The organism is Oceanobacillus sp. FSL H7-0719 (genome assembly GCF_045040795.1).
Classification (GTDB): Bacteria; Bacillota; Bacilli; order Bacillales; family Amphibacillaceae; genus Oceanobacillus.
The window spans coordinates 491,243-507,635 of sequence record NZ_CP150301.1 but is presented as its reverse complement, the minus strand read 5'-3'; the positions used below and the strand labels follow the sequence as shown (position 1 = coordinate 507,635).

Here is a 16,393-nt window from a genome sequence, read left to right as displayed (position 1 = left end):
AACCGCCTCTATGTAAAAAATCAATCTTCTTTGTTTAATTGTTCGTTTCCCCATCTGCCAATTCTCTTTTTAAATATCGGAAACAGTATAATAAAGAATACTAGATTTGCAACTATTGTTGGCAGCAGCCTTCGCACTAAATAATCCTGCCAAACCATTTCGGTAATACCAACCACATAATATATGAGATAAATAAATGAATCAGCCATCAGGAATGAAAATATACCAAGCAAAATGAGTACAAAGAAATTTCGCTGCAGTAATTTCTGTAAGTTGTGAATAATATAGATTACTAATCCATAAGAAAACATGTATACACCTAAAACGCCTGTGTATATAATGTCAACAAGCAATCCAAAAATGAAGGCATAGATAATGGAATAATAGGTGGCCCTGGAATCATAATAAACCGCAATGTAAACCAGTAAAGCCAGCACCCAATGTGCAATAATTAAGTTTTCACTTAAAGCTATCTCAGTGGGCAGCAGATTTATTGCAAGTCCTTCAAAAACAAGGAATACAAACAGAATAAGAGGCAAGTATAGTTTTTTCATTACTCCGCTTCCCCCTCAGCCTCTGCATCATCTGCTGCTTCTTTTCCGCTAGTTTCAGCTTTTTCACTAATTTTGCGGTCAAGCACAATAACATGATTTATATCATATATATCTGCTGCCGGTTCCACAAGTGCAATTTGAGTTAAACCATATTGGTCTGAGACAATTTCTTTAACAGTGCCAATTGTTACACCTGCTGGAAAGACTCCACCCATTCCTGAAGAAACAACGAGTTCATCTTCTTCAATCTCTTGGTCTGAGTCCTCAATGATTCGAAACATTAAAGAATCAGTTTCGGGATCAAATCCTTCAATCATCCCAAAAACATTTTCACCTTCATCTCGCGAAACCATCGCGGAAACTCTGTTGAATTGGTCAAACCCAGTTAATAATTTCACTGTTGATGTAAAATCATTTGCTGTTTGAACCTTTCCAATCATTCCCTCAGCCGTCATTACAAGCATATTTGCATGCACGCCATGTTTTTCTCCTTTATTTATCGTAACTTGCTCTAACCAGCGCTCTGGAGAACGTGACATAACGATTGCTTGGATTGCTTCACTGCTGCGAATCGAATCAGATTCTAACAAATCCAATGCCGCTCGGAGCTCTTCATTTTCTTTCTCTACTTCCTGTACATCATAAACCAGCCCTTTATATTGACTAAGCTGCTCTTTTAAAACTTGGTTTTCTTCGTATGTGTTACGAAAATCTTGTACATTTGTAATTACTTCCGTTGTAAAATTAACAGGAATATGGATAACATATTGAATCCAGCCAACTGTATCATTAATTAGTTCCTCAGCAAAGGTGACATTTATTCGATCACGTAATGAATAACCAATTAATGCAACAAGTATAATAAAACCAATTAAAAAGATAAAAAGTCGTTTATTCCTAAAAAAACGCATGAAAACACCTACTTAATTTTTTGGAGATTGAGATGACACACTGGAATCCCGGAAATGCTGGATGTAATCAATAGATTTCCCAGTACCAACCGCGACGCTTTCTAAAGGCTCGTCCGCAATAAAGACAGGTATTTTCGTCTCGTTGCTAATAATTTGATCGATGTTCTTTAATAAAGCTCCCCCGCCAGATAAAACGATTCCGCGATCCATAATATCTGCCGCAAGTTCTGGTGGTGTTTTTTCCAGCGTGTTTTTCACTGCTTCTACAATTGCTTCCACTGTATCATTCAATGCTGTTGCAATTTCTTTTGCAGTTATTGTAATTGTCTTTGGTAAACCTGTAAGTAAATCTCTTCCACGGATATCCATTTCAATGTCTTCGATTACTTCCCCAGCAGTTCCAATATCCATTTTGATTGATTCTGCTGAACGTTCACCAATTAATAGGCTGTACTCTTTACGAATATAATTAATAATGGCTTCATCCATATCGTCACCAGCAATCCGAATCGATTTACTTGTAACTACGCCGCCAAGTGAAATAACAGCAACTTCTGTAGTTCCACCACCTATGTCTACAATCATACTACCTGTAGGCTCCCATACGGGTAGGCCTGCTCCTATTGCGGCAGCAAATGGTTCAGAAATTGCAAATGCATCCCTTGCGCCTGCTTGTTTGGTAGCATCAATAACTGCACGCTCCTCCACCATTGTAATTCCTGATGGAACACAAACCATTACATTTGGCTTTTTAGCAAATACCGAACGGCGACGCATTGCTTTCTTTATATAATAGCCCATCATAGCAGCCGTAGTATCGTAATCAGCAATAACACCATCTTTCATCGGACGAATAACTGAAATATTTCCCGGCGTTCTGCCAATCATATTTCTCGCGTGGCTTCCTACCGCTTCAATATTGCCGGTATCCGTATTTCTGGCAACTACAGATGGTTCCGTGACCACCACACCCTTGCCTTTAACAAATACCAGTGTATTGGCAGTACCTAAATCAATTCCTAAATCTTGTGAAAAACTAAACTTTGCCAATCCAATCTCCCTCTCCGCTCACATTCCATTAATATGTAGCTTAACTATATCGATTTATTATAACTGATGCAAACATAGTTTTAGAAGAAAAATTATAATAAGCGCCACTTTCAGTCCCGAAAAAGAAAAATGGCGCTAGATAATCAATCCCTATAATATTATACGAAAAAAACGGCAAAATAGATAGTATAATAAAGAGCGTGTTTGGATTTTTTCTTTATTTTTGCTTTACGGAAATAAAAGATAACCAAAAAGACTGCTTTTTTGTCTAATCGTTTTTCTATTTAGGGATATTTAACTTAATCAAAGATATTCCAGTAAAATTTCACTGGAATATCTTTGATTAATGATAACAAAAATGTATTTCCTATAAGTATCCCTTTTCCTTTAACGATACGAACTTCCTGTCTCCAATAATCAAATGATCGAGCAATTCTATCCCAATCATTTTCCCTGACTCAACTAACCTCCTTGTTACATGAATATCTTCCTGTGATGGAGTCGGATCTCCTGAGGATAGCAATAGGTAAGGTTTTGAAGCGATCTCCACCTTTTCCCCTGCTCCATACCGTGCATGCAACTTTCATCGCACACGGCATTCCATCGTTTATCAACTATTTCTATTCCTCAACCATATTTTAATTATTAAATTCTTCGAGACGATTGTATTAAAGCTCTCTATTGCAGATAATGATTGAGTTGAAATAGTGTTCAAACGACTTGAGGCTGTTGCTCCATTTCCATTACAGAAACTTCACCGCTCATGCCTCTGCTCTCACTATCATAAAAGGAAGTTATGGACAAACCCTTTCCTTCCTGCCACTTTACCCGAGTGTGTACTCTCCATGTTGATAGCTTTCCACGTTCCCTTAACTCTATCTATATCTTAACTTAGGTGCTAACTCTTGCCTGGCGTCCTCTCCATCGCCTGTAACGATGCATGGCGCTTTCGAAACCATCATAGGTACTCGCCCACGGAACGCACTTGAATTATCATCAAGCCCACTCATTTCTGAGTGCTCGCACTTACAGACATTTCATTCGCTAGTTCGTCAGTGTTTTACCACATTCTCACCATATTAAGTTTTTTACGACTCCCGGCCTATTGGTTGTACTAACTACCTCTAGTTAGGTTTCGGTTGCTGGAAAACCAGTACTACGACAACTTTCAGCCGACTTCACCGGGCTTCATACATGATTCTTTTACACATTCGAATCATGCATGCCGGAGTATCAGAGCAGGCATTTCAAGGCGTTACCCTTTCATTCTGCCTATCAAGTTAAGAGTTCACGACTCTCTTAGAATCTTTAAATCTTCAGAAAGCATGCATAACCTTTTCAGTTATGAACGTGTCGCACGATGATTATGCGCAACAATAATTGATGCCGCAGCTCGTTTTACAGCTTCCCGGTATACTTCGCGCGGGTGGACGATGCTAGCATTGAGGCTTCCAACAAAGATTGTTTGGCGGTGGATAACCTGGTTCTTGGTATTAAGGAAAAGAACGACAAAATTTTCCTGCTTCAGCAACCGCAGTTCTTCCATAATAAAATTGGCCCCGTCATCAGGTGAACGAATAACATATCCTTCATGTGGCTTATACCGGCTCATCCGCTTTCCCAGCTCAATTGCAGCTAAAATCTGAACACCCTTTGCAAGTCCAATTCCCTTAATAGCAGTTAACTCCTCAATCGTTGCATCATGAAGCAGCTTCAAGCCTTCGAAATGCATAAGGACACGGCCTGCAAGGGTCATGACAGACTCTTCTTTAGAACCCGTCCCAAGCAAAATAGCCAGTACCTCTTGGTTTGTTAAACTATTCGGCCCTAAACGCACTGCACGTTCACGCGGTCGATCTTCTTTTGGCACATCCTTTATCATGATAGTCACTGTGCCCCCTCCTTTCTTTTATCTCACATTATCAGCTAATTTGAATTAGACAACTCGCCAAAAGTTTATTTTCACATCGTTCTATTACTGTAAACAGAAAAACCTTCTAAGAGTTATTTCAATTCTTAGAAGGCTTTTTATAGAAAATCTCTTTATATATCTTTTCCAAGTTGTTCATATAATTTAAAAATATCCAAATAGAACTGTTCTGCGCTCACTTGCTCCTGTAATTTATTCCGTATACCCGCAAATTGTTCAGAGGATGGCACAGCATTCACAGATTCAATAAGAGACTCCGGCTTCTTTGCGCTTAAAGAGACCGGCCATTCCTCCGCAAATTTATTTAACCACTCTGCTTCCTCTTCTCCCAGTTCAATTTCTCCACTTGTAGTACTCCAAGATTTGGCAAAAACATCATAACCAGATGCCTTCAATTCCCCAGCCTGATTCTTAGCGGCTTCTTCTGTTGGGTAAATACCTGTAAATAAATAATACTGCGTATCCTGTTCCCAAATAATAACAGGAAGCTGATTTGTCTCATAATAATTCAACCATTCCTCGGCATTTTCCTTTTCCATAAAGACACCAGCCTGCAACACATAACCTGAAAGCTGCGGGATATCATAGTGTTTTTTTTCAGTACTTCCACTCGCAGCTGAAGCAGTAACTGTTTCATCCGTATGATTACCTTCTGCGATTGGCTCGTCATCCATCGAAACAAAAAGCTTTAAAATCGTCATTCCAAAGAAAACACCTATTGCACTAGCACATAAAACAGTCAGCAGAACAGGCATAAATCTTTTTTTCTGTGGTTTTCGCTTAATTTCCGGTCGCTGAAAAACATGTATATTTTGTTTTTCCTGATTATTCTTCACCGCATTTCCATCATATACAACCTGAATAGGATGGTCTTCACCCAAAGTCTTTCTATCATTTTGCTGATTATTCCCCTGCTCTTTATTCATCCTTTCACTCCCTGCCAGAATGACTTTGTTTAAATCTAGCATAAGGAGAATAAAAAGATAGATGAATCATGTCAGCTGCCTTGAAAAACTTTTCTACATTTTTTTACTTTTCTCCTGCAAATAATTGCGGACAAGAGTAATAAAGTGCAATGACCCCGTAATAAAGCAGGGTTCCTCTTTGTCTAACGCTCGATCAACAGCCTCTGTCCAACTTTCGCAATACGCTTTTTCACTTGCTACTGTTTGATCATATAAGTCCTTCGCAGACGCAGCTCGCGGATGATGAAAGGATGTTAAGGTAATCGCAGTAAAATGCATACCTAATAACCGCAGCATTTCTTCGGTATCTTTATCCTTAAACATTGCTGTAATAAGATGTTTTTCAGTATCAGGGAATAAGTTTTCAGTTGTTTGAATAAAAGCATGTATGCCATCCGGATTATGTGCAGCATCGACAATTACTGTCGGATTTTCTTGCAAAACCTCATATCTGCCAGGTGCTGTTGTTTTGGATAAAGCAGTCAACGTTTTCTCCCAATTTAAGGCATAGCCCATTTTCTCTATTTCTTCCAATGCCCGCAATACAATCGCGACATTTTGTAATTGATGTGCCCCTTGCATTGCGAGCTCAAGCGAAAGCTTTCTAGCTCCACTTTCCCATACTATTTTTTGAGAATGATCTACCCGCCGATAACTATAATCTTTATTTAATATCGAATAACTTGCCTGCTGCTGTTCTATTTCTTTCATCACAACTTTAAGGGCGGACTTATTCATTTCCCCTACAATCACCGGGACATTTTTTTTAATAATACCTGCCTTATGATAGGCAATTTCCTCTGCTGTGCTCCCTAAATAATCAGCATGATCTAAAGCAATGTTTGTTATAATAGAAAGGATTGGCTTAAATAAATTCGTTGTATCAAAACGCCCGCCCATCCCCGTTTCAACTAGCGTAACATCTCCATGATTCCCTAGATAAACAAAGGCAGCTGCGGTAAGTATTTCGAATTCAGTGGGCGCCAAGTCCTGCTTATCCATCCAAATAATATGTGGATACATATCATTTAAAATCTCTATAAACACTGCATCAGAGATAGATCGATTGTTTAATAAAATATGGCCAGTCAGCCCAGTAAAGCTGGGAGAGGTAAATATTCCTGTATCATAATCGTTTGCCCGCAGTGCGGCGTTGAGAAAATGGATGGTCGAGCCTTTCCCGTTCGTTCCGGCAACATGAATTGCTTTCATTTTCTTTTCCGGATGACCAAGGCGGGATAATAATTCATGCATCCGCTCCAGTCCCGGTTTTATACCTAAAGCTTTTCGCTGATTGAAAAACGCTTCTACCTCATGTATTGTAGAAAACATAGAAACACCGCTTTCGTATATTAATAATCATTCAATTAAGTATAGCAGAAAGGATACATAAAATTGAACACAACAGGATGGATTATCTATAACGGCAATCTGCCCGGAAATAAGTTTCTAGATTATGCAGAAATGCTCCAGGCAGCTGCTGATAAGTATAATAGTAAAACTAAAATCATAAAAAACAATGCACTTCTTAGTCTGCTGTCAGCTACAAGTCTGGAGCTTTTGCCAAAAATGCAGCTGCCTGAGTATGTTCTATTTACGGACAAAGATATTTATCTTGCAAAACAGCTCGAATATTTAGGTATTCCTGTATTTAATTCGGCTGAGGCAATTGCAGTCAGTGACGATAAAATTGCAACATATCAGGAGCTGGCGCGATTAAAGTTGCCAATCCCTAAAACCATTATTGCTCCAAAAATCTTTCTTGAAGGAAGTTTTGACGAAAAAATTATAGAACAGGCAATAACTGAGCTTGGCTTTCCCATGGTTATTAAAGAAGCATTTGGTTCCTTTGGCGAACAGGTTTATCTCATCGAAACAAAAGAAGCCCTGCAGAAAAAAATAAATCAATTAGGCAACAAAGCCTTTGTTTTTCAGGAATTTATTTCAACAAGCTATGGCGTGGATATTCGGCTGCAGGTTGTCGGTGATCAGGTGGTTGCAGGGATGAAACGAAAATCGCAAAATGATTTCCGGGCAAATATTACTGCAGGGGGCACGATGGAGCCCTATCAAGCTTCAGATGAAGAGAAGCGGCTTGCAACTCTCGCAACAAAGGCAATCGGAGCAGACTTCGCTGGTGTCGATTTATTATTCGGGGCTGATTCACCGATTATTTGTGAAGTAAACTCCAATGCGCATATTCGTAATTTGCTAGATTGTACGAAGATAAATGCTGCAGATTATATGATAGAATATGTTTTAAACAGCATCAAAAGGATAAGGTGATCAATGCATGGAAGCATGGTTAATTTATAGTGAGTCAGGCGCTATCGAAAATCAGGGGTATATTCAGTGGTTTATTGATGAAGCAAAAAAGCAGGGCCTGCACATGTCACTCGTTCTTCGAGAAGATTTGGTGATTGGGATTTATCAGAATAAGTCTGCAATATTCAAAGACAATACCCTTGTTTCACCGCCAGAAGCAGCTGTTGTTCGGACGATTGACCCTCTATTAAGCATGCATTTGGAACAGCTGGGGACAATGGTCTTTAATTCAGCAGAGGTTGCTAGAATCTGTAACCATAAAGGATTAACGCACCATACTGTGAACCAGCTTGGCATTCCAATGATGGATACCTTCTTTTTTACAAAGTCAGAACTTCCCGCTCAGCCGCCGCTCGACTATCCATTTGTAATGAAAAATGTTCGTGGCAGAGGCGGTAAAGAAGTATTTTATATAGAAAATGATGTCGACTGGATAAAATCAAAGGAAAAACAAAGCAAAGAGATTATACTGCAAACAGCAGACGTTCAGCTCGGCAAGGATTTACGTGTCTATATAATCGGCGAAGAGATTATTGCCAGTGTATTAAGAGAAAGTGACTTCGACTTTAGAGCTAACTTTACCCTTGGTGGCAATGCTTCTCTCTATCAGCTCAGAGAGGAAGAAGAAAAGTTAGTAAAGAAAATTATTTCTCACTTTGATTTTGATTTAGTTGGGATTGATTTTCTAATTGGGAAAAACGGTGAACTTCTTTTTAATGAGATTGAGGATATCGTCGGTTCACGTACACTTAGTAAGTTAAGTGAGATCAATTTGCTGGAAAAGTATACTGCGCATATTTTAAAAAAGCTTGAAGCATAAGAAAATAAAAAAGCCTGTTACAAATTTTCATCAAATAAGTAACAGGCTTTTTTTCTTATCCTTTTAATTCTTCTAGTCTTGCACTGACTTTTGCTTGTTTATCCAGATAGTCCTTCTCTTTTCGTTTTTCATCTTCTACAACTGCTTCTGGGGCTTTTGCAACAAATCCTTGGTTGGAAAGCTTTTTCTGTACTCTTTCCACTTCTTTCTTCCATTTTTCCAGTTCTTTTTCAAGACGTGCGATTTCTTTGTCAAAATCAATCAAGCCTTCAAGCGGCAGGAAGATTTCAGCTCCTGTTATAACCGCAGTCATTGCTTTATCTTTATTACTAATCTCGGTTGCAATCGTTAATTCTTCGGTATTACAGAAGCGCTCAAGATATTCGCGGTCTTTCTCAAGTTCTGTAACAATTGCTTCATTTTCCGCCTCGATAAGCATATTGATTTTCTTCGACATTGGTGTGTCTACTTCTGCACGAATGTTACGCACTGATTTGATGATTGCTACTAAGCGGGACATTTCTTTTGATGCCGTTTCATCATGGAATTCCGCTTTAGCTTCCGGCCAGCTTGCAACTGTAATGGATTCACCTTGATGTGGCAGCTGCTGCCAGATTTCTTCTGTGATAAATGGCATATACGGATGAAGCATGCGCATTGTCTGATCAAGAACATATGCAAGAACAGACTGTGTCGTTTTCTTCTTCGCTTCGTCATCACCGTAAAGAGGAAGCTTAGCCATTTCAATATACCAGTCACAAAGTTCATCCCAGATAAAGTTATATAAATGACGGCCTGCTTCACCAAATTCATATTTATCCGTATTCTTTGTTACATGTTCAATCGTTTCATTCAAGCGGGTTAAAATCCACTTATCAGCAAGTGAAAGCTCGCCAGTTAAATCAATATCCTCATATGTGAAGCCTTCTAAATTCATAAGAGAGAATCTGGAAGCATTCCAAATCTTGTTGGCAAAGTTCCAAGTCGATTCAACCTTTTCCCAATAGAAACGCAGATCCTGCCCAGGTGTGGAACCAGTCAGCAAGAAGTAACGGAGCGAGTCTGCACCATATTTCTCGATAACATCCATTGGATCAACACCATTGCCAAGAGACTTACTCATCTTCCGGCCTTCGGAATCGCGAATCAATCCATGAATCAATACATCGTTAAACGGCTTTTCTCCAGTAAATTCCTTCGATTGGAAAATCATGCGTGCAACCCAGAAGAAAATAATATCATAGCCTGTTACCAGTACGCCTGTTGGGAAATAGCGTTTAAAGTCCGCTGCTTCTGTATCCGGCCAGCCCATCGTTGAAAACGGCCATAATGCGGAAGAAAACCATGTATCAAGGACATCTTCATCCTGATCCCAATTTTCGATATCCTCTGGAGCTTCTTTTCCAACATAAATTTCGTTTGTTTCCTTGTGATACCAGGCTGGGATGCGGTGTCCCCACCAAAGCTGACGGGATATACACCAATCTCTAATATTCTCCATCCAATTGAGATAGGTCTTTTCAAAGCGCTCTGGGAAGAAATTGACTTTTCCTTCACCCTTTTGCAGTTCAACGGCTGCATCTGCAAGTGGCTGCATTTTTACAAACCATTGTGTTGATAAATAAGGCTCAACAACTGCCCCACTGCGTTCCGAATGTCCAACTTGATGTACACGTTCTTCAATCTCGATCAGTACACCAAGATTCTCCAGATCCTTCACTATCGCTTCACGGCACTCAAAACGATCCATACCTTCGTATTTCCCGGCATTTTCATTCATCGTACCATCTTCGTTCATGACAAGCACACGCTCAAGATTGTGACGATTACCGATTTCAAAGTCGTTCGGATCATGCGCTGGGGTAATTTTTACTGCGCCTGAACCAAGTTCCCGATCAACATAATCATCTGCTACAATTTGAATTTCCCTGCCCACAATTGGCAGGATAACTGTTTTGCCAATTAGATGCTGATATCTTTCGTCTTTCGGATGAACTGCAACAGCTGTATCCCCAAGCATTGTTTCCGGACGTGTAGTTGCAATTTCAATTACTTCATCACTGTCCTTAATTGGATATCGGAAATGATAAAACTTCCCTTGAACTTCTTCATAAATAACTTCGATATCCGATAATGCAGTTTTTGTTTGTGGATCCCAGTTAATAATATACTCCCCGCGATAAATAAGCCCTTTTTCATACAGCTTAATAAAAACTTCTTTTACCGCATCAGATAACCCTGCGTCTAATGTGAAGCGTTCCCTTGAATAATCTAAGCTTAAGCCGAGCTTTTCCCATTGGGAGCGAATGAATGAAGCATATTCTTCCTTCCATTCCCACGACTTTTCAAGAAACTTCTCACGGCCGAGCTCATAACGGTTGGTTCCAAGTTCTTTCAGCTTTGCTTCAACCTTTGCCTGTGTCGCGATTCCTGCATGGTCCATACCGGGAAGCCACAGCACATCATAGCCTTGCATCCGCTTCATTCGTGTAATCGTGTCCTGCATTGTTGTATCCCACGCATGACCTAGGTGCAGTCTTCCTGTTACGTTAGGTGGTGGAATAACAATAGAATAAGGTTCTTTCTCCGAATCACCTGCCGCCTCAAAATATTTTCCATCTAACCAGAACTGATAACGACCAGCCTCTACTTCCGAAGGGTTATATTTTGAAGGCAATGTCTTTGGTTGTTCTGTCATAATTATCATCCTCCTGAGTATTAAAAAATCAAAAAACCCTTATCATCCTAAAATAAAGGACGAAAAGGGTTAACTTCCGTGGTACCACCTTTGTTTACAATTGGCAATCCCATTTGTACACTTAATCTCTGATATCGGCTGCAGGCCGGCATGCTCTTACTAATCCTTCAGAGCTGCTGCGTCAAGGGCGACCTTCCAAAATAACCTTCCAAGGAAATTCTCAGCGTTTATTTCCCTTTCTGTTGGTGTTTAATTTGTACTCTTCCCTGTCACTCGCTAATAAATATATAATTACCTTATATTTTAGCTATTGATTCGCAAAACGTCAACTGTTATTAGCACACGCACAATATAAAGTTCATAACTTAGAATAAAACCATTATTTCCAGATTACATGCTTTTATTCATTTGTTCCATTGCTTATAAATAATCATTGATTACTAAATGAGGTGAAATTATGGCTCGCCATTATCGTTATCGACTCCCACCCTGGGCAAGGCAGTGTCTGTGTGCAATAGAAACTGCGATGACACCGCTTTTGGTTTATCAGTTACTGAGAACCCTGCTTATTCCTACAACATTGGATGTTCTCTTATTGGGAATGTTTATTATTGTTTATGTTGCATTTTATTTAGAGTGGATTTAATCCCCTTCGACTGTATGTGCCGATTCCAACGCAGTAACCGCATTGTTAAAATATAATCCGAATTGAATTCTTCTGTAGTTTTTTTCTAATGCAATCGTTTTTTCAACCATGGACCGATTCTCTCGATTATTTGCTTGTTTTTCATCAATCAAAGCTAAGTAGTCGCTAGTATCTAATAAATAAAGTTTCAGCATGAAAAGCTCTAAATCTGTAAAGGGGTTTTCTTCCAAATACGTTGGAAAACCTTCAATAAAACGGTCTGTCCGACGATAGCCTTTAGCACATTCGCTTGTGAAAAACTCATACAAATCTTGATATGGATGCCTGTATGCGGCTTGTTCCCAGTTAATTATATATTGTTCAAATATATGGCTCTCGCGCAGACCCCCATGCGTTAAACTAGCAGTCCACTCTTCAGCATCATTTGTGTAAGAAATAATTTGTTCCGCTAAATATTGAGATTGTTTTAATGCATGAGATAAATCTCGATAGTGTGTTAATACTTGCAGTTCAAACGGAGATGGAAAATGCCTCTTCTCAATTGCTTCAATCCCTATAAGTAATTTTTTCTCCTCTGCTTTACAATTACTTTTATAGGAACTGAACTCTTTTTCAACTGAAGACTTATTTAACTTGTATTTCTGTTTTGTCCGCAAGTGCAGCTTCCCTAATATCTTATAAAGAGATTCAATCGTTTTTTGTTCAAAACGAAAGATTGTTCCTTCTATCCAAGGGGAAAGATAATAAATCTCTCCTCCATTTTCAACGTATAATTGCTTGTTTACGGTTAAATAAACTGGTAAAACTTCTGGAAGCCCTTTTTTACTTGCAAGGTGATAGACAGTCTGCCATATATCAAGCTGTTTATCTTTCAGTCTGCTTCGTTTTAAGGCATATTGCTTTCCATCAGCCTTCACTTTATAAAGTCGATCTGTCACATGAACAATTGCTTGTGGGTAAACTGCGTATTGTTGAAGAACCTCAGTAAGCTTTTCCATGATAAAACCCCCGAAAGATAGTATATGTAAAACCCCTTGTATTAGAAAACAAGGGGAGAAGCTTATTTCTTCGGTATATATAATAATTGTCCCTCGCTAATATCGAATTCCTCGTCTAGCTTATTTTGTTTTATCAGCTGTAATGTACTTACCTGGAATCGCTCTGCGATTGTCTCGATTGTATCATCTTCTTGAACAATGCATATTTTCATTCGTGTAAATTTATCCTCATCATCGTCTCGGAACATGTCCGCTAAATAACTAACATCTTTCACCTTTTCTTCCTCTATCTGTTCTCGAACTTGTTCTTTCTCTTCAGGTATTTCCTCTTCAATCGCCTCTAAAGTAATTTCTGGCTCCTTTTCCGGTTCAATTATTCGAACTTCTTCGATGACATCAGCTATTGGTTCCAGGGTTTCTTCCTCACTAAAAACACCAGCAACTGATTCCGCATTTTCCTCTTTATAAGTTTCTTCTTGATGAATTTCTTTCTTATCCCGAAGTATCAATTCATCATTAATCGTTTCTTCAACAGTTTTTTCAATTTCTGATTCCTTTTCGGGGCTTTTCACTTCAAATTCAAACGACATTACATTATCTTCCGGTTTCCCTCGTTTTTCTTGCAGTAAATCAATTTCCGCTTTTATCCCATGTACTGTAGCGATTGCTGTGATTTGAAGCTGATCATTTGTAGGTATCTCATAATCAAAGTTTATGATGTCGATTCTTACATCATCAGCTCTTTCTATACGGTAAGAAGGTACTGAAATATCTACTGGGAAATGATGTGTAAACTCCATCTGGTCGTTTTCTGTTGCGACCACCTTTTCAACAAATCTTTTTGCTTGAAAATCTTCTAATTCAAGAATTGTATCTTCCTTACGTTCATCACTTTGTTCATGAATATATTCGCCACGTAATTCAATTTCACCTCGTATGGATACATAGGTGTCATAGGAATGAATCGTAACCTCTGGATCCAGTGAAATACTTATCAGTTCTTGAACTTGATAACCATCATCAAAATACAATGTTTCATTCAATTCGAATTGGAATTCAGTATCTGCAGAAGACAAACAAACTCCTCCCTTCAGTGTTAACTAAGCATGAAACTTTCATATACATTAACTATATGAACTGCAAGATAGAGATATGCCTATTCGGTTCATTATGAATGGAACTGCATAATACACAGTATTCACATGCAAAAAGCCAGATGCCTGCTAAAATAGTTTCAGCAGGCATCTGGCTTTTACGTTTATTATTTTAAAGTGGAAAATACTTTTTTTATTGCTTTAACTGTATGTTCAATATCTGCGGCGGTATGTGCAGTTGACAGGAACAGCCCCTCAAATTGTGAAGGAGGAAGGAAAACGCCTTCTTCAATCATACCACGGTAATACTTCGCAAACATTTCTAAATCAGATGATTGCGCTGTTTCAAAGTTTATTACTTCTTGATTTGTAAAGAAAACGCCGACCATGGAACCTACTCGATTAATATGGAGAGGAATATTATAGGCTTCGCTTGCTTCACGATATCCCGCTTCCAATAAATCTGCGTTTTTATTCATTTCTCTATATGCAGCTTCGTCCATCGCACGTAGTGTTTCATAGCCTGCAGTCATTGCTAGCGGGTTTCCTGATAAAGTTCCGGCTTGATAAATAGTACCTTGTGGAGCAATATTTTCCATAATTTCACGTTTTCCACCGAATGCACCTACAGGAAGGCCCCCTCCAATTACTTTTCCTAAGCAAGTCAAATCAGGTGTTACACCATAATGGCCTTGTGCACAGTTATAGCCAACACGGAAACCTGTCATTACTTCATCAAAAATAAGCAGTGCACCGTTTTCAGCTGTAATATCTCTCAGCTTCTGCAAGAAATTATCCTGCGGCGGTACAACCCCCATATTACCGCACACTGGCTCCGTTATCACTGCGGCAATCCGGTCACCATAATTTTCAAAAGCAACTTTTACACTTTCAAAATCATTATATGGCACTGTAATTGTGCTGGAAGCAATTGATTCTGGCACACCCGGGCTATCTGGCAGTCCAAGAGTTGCAACCCCAGATCCTGCTTTAATAAGCAATGAATCCCCATGGCCATGATAGCTTCCGACAAATTTAATAATAAGGTCCCGACCTGTATATCCGCGTGCTAGTCGAATAGCACTCATTGTCGCTTCTGTTCCAGAGTTAACCATACGTACCATTTCTACTGACGGAACACGCTCAATTACAAGCTCAGCCAGTTTATTTTCCATAAGAGTAGGTGCACCGAAACTCGTTCCTTTATCTACTACTTCTTTCAATTTGGAAGTTACACGTTCATCCGCATGACCTAAAATCAGTGGCCCCCAGCTTAATACATAATCAATATACGTATTGCCATCAATATCCGTAATCTTTGAGCCCTTTCCTTCTGCCATAAAGATTGGTGACAATCCGACAGATTTAAATGCTCTTACAGGTGAATTAACGCCACCAGGCATTAATTCAACCGCTTCTTTATATGCATCAACCGAATGTTCGAAAGTTTTCATCGCAAATTCTCCTTCTTCTATTTATTTAAATATTCAGCAACATCTTTCGCAAAATAAGTAAGGATAATATCTGCACCTGCACGCTTCATCGATGTAAGCATTTCGATAACCAATTTCCGTTCATCAATCCAGCCTTTCTCTGCGGCTGCTTTTACCATGGCATATTCTCCACTGACGTTGTAGGCAACAACCGGAACATTAAAGTTATCGCGTACCTCACGAATGATATCTAAATAAGATAAAGCGGGTTTCACCATTAGGAAGTCTGCACCTTCCTCAATATCTGATTCTGCTTCGCGGAGTGCTTCCAGACGATTTGCTGGATCCATTTGATATGTTTTTCTATCACCGAATTGTGGTGTACTATCTGCTGCATCCCTGAATGGCCCATAAAAAGATGATGCATATTTCACTGCATAGGACATGATTGGAATATGTTTAAATCCTGCCTCATCCAGTGCTTCACGAATAACTGCTACAAAACCATCCATCATATTAGATGGTGCAATAATATCAGCACCAGCTTGTGCTTGTGATACAGCCGTTTTCGCTAATAATTTTAATGATTCATCATTATCAACATCATGATTATGAATCACACCACAATGACCATGAGAAGTATATTCACAGAGACATGTATCAGCAATTATAAGTAAATCAGGATATTGTTTTTTCGCAAGCCTCGTAGCCTCTTGAACAATTCCATCCTCTATAAAAGCACCTGTACCAATTTCATCTTTGTCAGAAACTACACCAAAAAACATAATCCCACGAATACCTAAATTATAAGCCTCGGTTACTTCCTCCATTACACGGTCTAAAGAAAGCTGATAGACACCCGGCATCGATGGCACTTCGTTTTTAATATTTTCTCCTTCAATAACAAAAATTGGATAGATAAAATCCTCAACATGAAGATGTGTTTCTCTCACCATCGAGCGAATCGAT

13 protein-coding genes, 1 pseudogene and 1 other annotated feature are annotated in these 16,393 nt (G+C 39.1%); of the genes and pseudogenes, 2 read left to right on the top strand and 12 right to left on the bottom strand.

Annotation, left to right across the window (positions count from 1 at the left end):
• Nucleotides 1–20: 20 nt before the first annotated feature.
• The 7 genes and pseudogenes from mreD to NST93_RS02525 all read right to left on the bottom strand — a co-directional run bounded on the left by mreD (nt 21) and on the right by NST93_RS02525 (nt 6,742).
• Nucleotides 21–554, bottom strand: a complete 534-nt coding sequence (mreD, locus tag NST93_RS02555) for a rod shape-determining protein MreD (RefSeq protein ID WP_405100890.1) — start codon at nt 552–554, stop codon at nt 21–23.
• The gene (mreC, locus tag NST93_RS02550) at nt 554–1,465 is read right to left on the bottom strand and encodes a rod shape-determining protein MreC (RefSeq protein ID WP_405100888.1); all 912 of its coding nucleotides are present in this window, start codon (nt 1,463–1,465) and stop codon (nt 554–556) included. Before mreC ends, mreD begins: the two co-directional genes overlap by 1 nt.
• Nucleotides 1,466–1,477: 12 nt before the next feature.
• A complete protein-coding gene (locus NST93_RS02545; protein ID WP_405100886.1) occupies nt 1,478–2,515 on the bottom strand; it encodes a rod shape-determining protein in 1,038 nt (345 codons plus the stop codon).
• 367 nt (nt 2,516–2,882) lie between these two features.
• Nucleotides 2,883–3,029, bottom strand: a pseudogene (locus tag NST93_RS02540) (JAB domain-containing protein); the annotation flags it as partial.
• A gap of 828 nt (nt 3,030–3,857) precedes the next feature.
• Entirely contained in the window at nt 3,858–4,397 is a 540-nt protein-coding gene (radC, locus tag NST93_RS02535) for a DNA repair protein RadC (RefSeq protein ID WP_405103740.1), read from the bottom strand.
• Between the two features lie 161 nt (nt 4,398–4,558).
• Nucleotides 4,559–5,371, bottom strand: coding sequence for an SPOR domain-containing protein (locus NST93_RS02530; protein ID WP_405100884.1), 813 nt, complete (start codon nt 5,369–5,371; stop codon nt 4,559–4,561).
• 93 nt (nt 5,372–5,464) lie between these two features.
• Nucleotides 5,465–6,742 (bottom strand): bifunctional folylpolyglutamate synthase/dihydrofolate synthase, encoded by a 1,278-nt coding sequence (locus tag NST93_RS02525; RefSeq protein ID WP_405100882.1) that lies wholly within the window; start codon nt 6,740–6,742, stop codon nt 5,465–5,467.
• A gap of 63 nt (nt 6,743–6,805) precedes the next feature.
• Between NST93_RS02525 and NST93_RS02520 the strand changes: the two genes are divergently transcribed.
• Nucleotides 6,806–7,696 carry a RimK family alpha-L-glutamate ligase gene (locus NST93_RS02520; protein ID WP_405100880.1) on the top strand — a complete coding sequence of 297 codons (891 nt, stop codon included), beginning with the start codon at nt 6,806–6,808 and terminating at the stop codon, nt 7,694–7,696.
• A gap of 7 nt (nt 7,697–7,703) precedes the next feature.
• Nucleotides 7,704–8,555: a RimK family alpha-L-glutamate ligase gene (locus NST93_RS02515; RefSeq protein WP_405100878.1), complete on the top strand. Its 852-nt coding sequence runs from the start codon at nt 7,704–7,706 to the stop codon at nt 8,553–8,555.
• A gap of 55 nt (nt 8,556–8,610) precedes the next feature.
• Here the strand turns inward: NST93_RS02515 and NST93_RS02510 are convergent, their stop codons facing one another.
• The 5 genes from NST93_RS02510 to hemB form a co-directional block, all read right to left on the bottom strand.
• Nucleotides 8,611–11,253 (bottom strand): valine--tRNA ligase, encoded by a 2,643-nt coding sequence (locus NST93_RS02510; RefSeq protein WP_405100876.1) that lies wholly within the window; start codon nt 11,251–11,253, stop codon nt 8,611–8,613.
• Between the two features lie 52 nt (nt 11,254–11,305).
• Nucleotides 11,306–11,536 (bottom strand) — a binding site (T-box leader).
• Between the two features lie 359 nt (nt 11,537–11,895).
• Nucleotides 11,896–12,897 carry a hypothetical protein gene (locus NST93_RS02505; protein ID WP_405100874.1) on the bottom strand — a complete coding sequence of 334 codons (1,002 nt, stop codon included), beginning with the start codon at nt 12,895–12,897 and terminating at the stop codon, nt 11,896–11,898.
• Between the two features lie 62 nt (nt 12,898–12,959).
• Complete coding sequence (gene spoVID / locus NST93_RS02500) at nt 12,960–13,973, bottom strand: stage VI sporulation protein D (protein ID WP_405100872.1); 1,014 nt, start codon at nt 13,971–13,973, stop codon at nt 12,960–12,962.
• A gap of 185 nt (nt 13,974–14,158) precedes the next feature.
• Nucleotides 14,159–15,445 carry a glutamate-1-semialdehyde 2,1-aminomutase gene (hemL, locus tag NST93_RS02495; protein WP_405100870.1) on the bottom strand — a complete coding sequence of 429 codons (1,287 nt, stop codon included), beginning with the start codon at nt 15,443–15,445 and terminating at the stop codon, nt 14,159–14,161.
• Between the two features lie 17 nt (nt 15,446–15,462).
• The gene (gene hemB / locus NST93_RS02490; RefSeq protein WP_405103738.1) at nt 15,463–16,380 is read right to left on the bottom strand and encodes a porphobilinogen synthase; all 918 of its coding nucleotides are present in this window, start codon (nt 16,378–16,380) and stop codon (nt 15,463–15,465) included.
• Between the last annotated feature and the right edge of the window lie 13 nt (nt 16,381–16,393).

Excerpts from the sequence above, each read along its gene's own strand:
- NST93_RS02530 (WP_405100884.1), bottom strand. The coding sequence starts at position 5,371 with ATGAATAAAGAGCAGGGGAATAATCAGCAAAATGATAGAAAGACTTTG.
- mreD (WP_405100890.1), bottom strand. The coding sequence starts at position 554 with ATGAAAAAACTATACTTGCCTCTTATTCTGTTTGTATTCCTTGTTTTT.
- hemB (WP_405103738.1), bottom strand. The coding sequence starts at position 16,380 with ATGGTGAGAGAAACACATCTTCATGTTGAGGATTTTATCTATCCAATT.
- NST93_RS02525 (WP_405100882.1), bottom strand. The coding sequence starts at position 6,742 with ATGTTTTCTACAATACATGAGGTAGAAGCGTTTTTCAATCAGCGAAAA.
- radC (WP_405103740.1), bottom strand. The coding sequence starts at position 4,397 with ATGATAAAGGATGTGCCAAAAGAAGATCGACCGCGTGAACGTGCAGTG.
- NST93_RS02505 (WP_405100874.1), bottom strand. The coding sequence starts at position 12,897 with ATGGAAAAGCTTACTGAGGTTCTTCAACAATACGCAGTTTACCCACAA.
- NST93_RS02515 (WP_405100878.1), top strand. The coding sequence starts at position 7,704 with ATGGAAGCATGGTTAATTTATAGTGAGTCAGGCGCTATCGAAAATCAG.
- mreC (WP_405100888.1), bottom strand. The coding sequence starts at position 1,465 with ATGCGTTTTTTTAGGAATAAACGACTTTTTATCTTTTTAATTGGTTTT.
- hemL (WP_405100870.1), bottom strand. The coding sequence starts at position 15,445 with ATGAAAACTTTCGAACATTCGGTTGATGCATATAAAGAAGCGGTTGAA.
- NST93_RS02510 (WP_405100876.1), bottom strand. The coding sequence starts at position 11,253 with ATGACAGAACAACCAAAGACATTGCCTTCAAAATATAACCCTTCGGAA.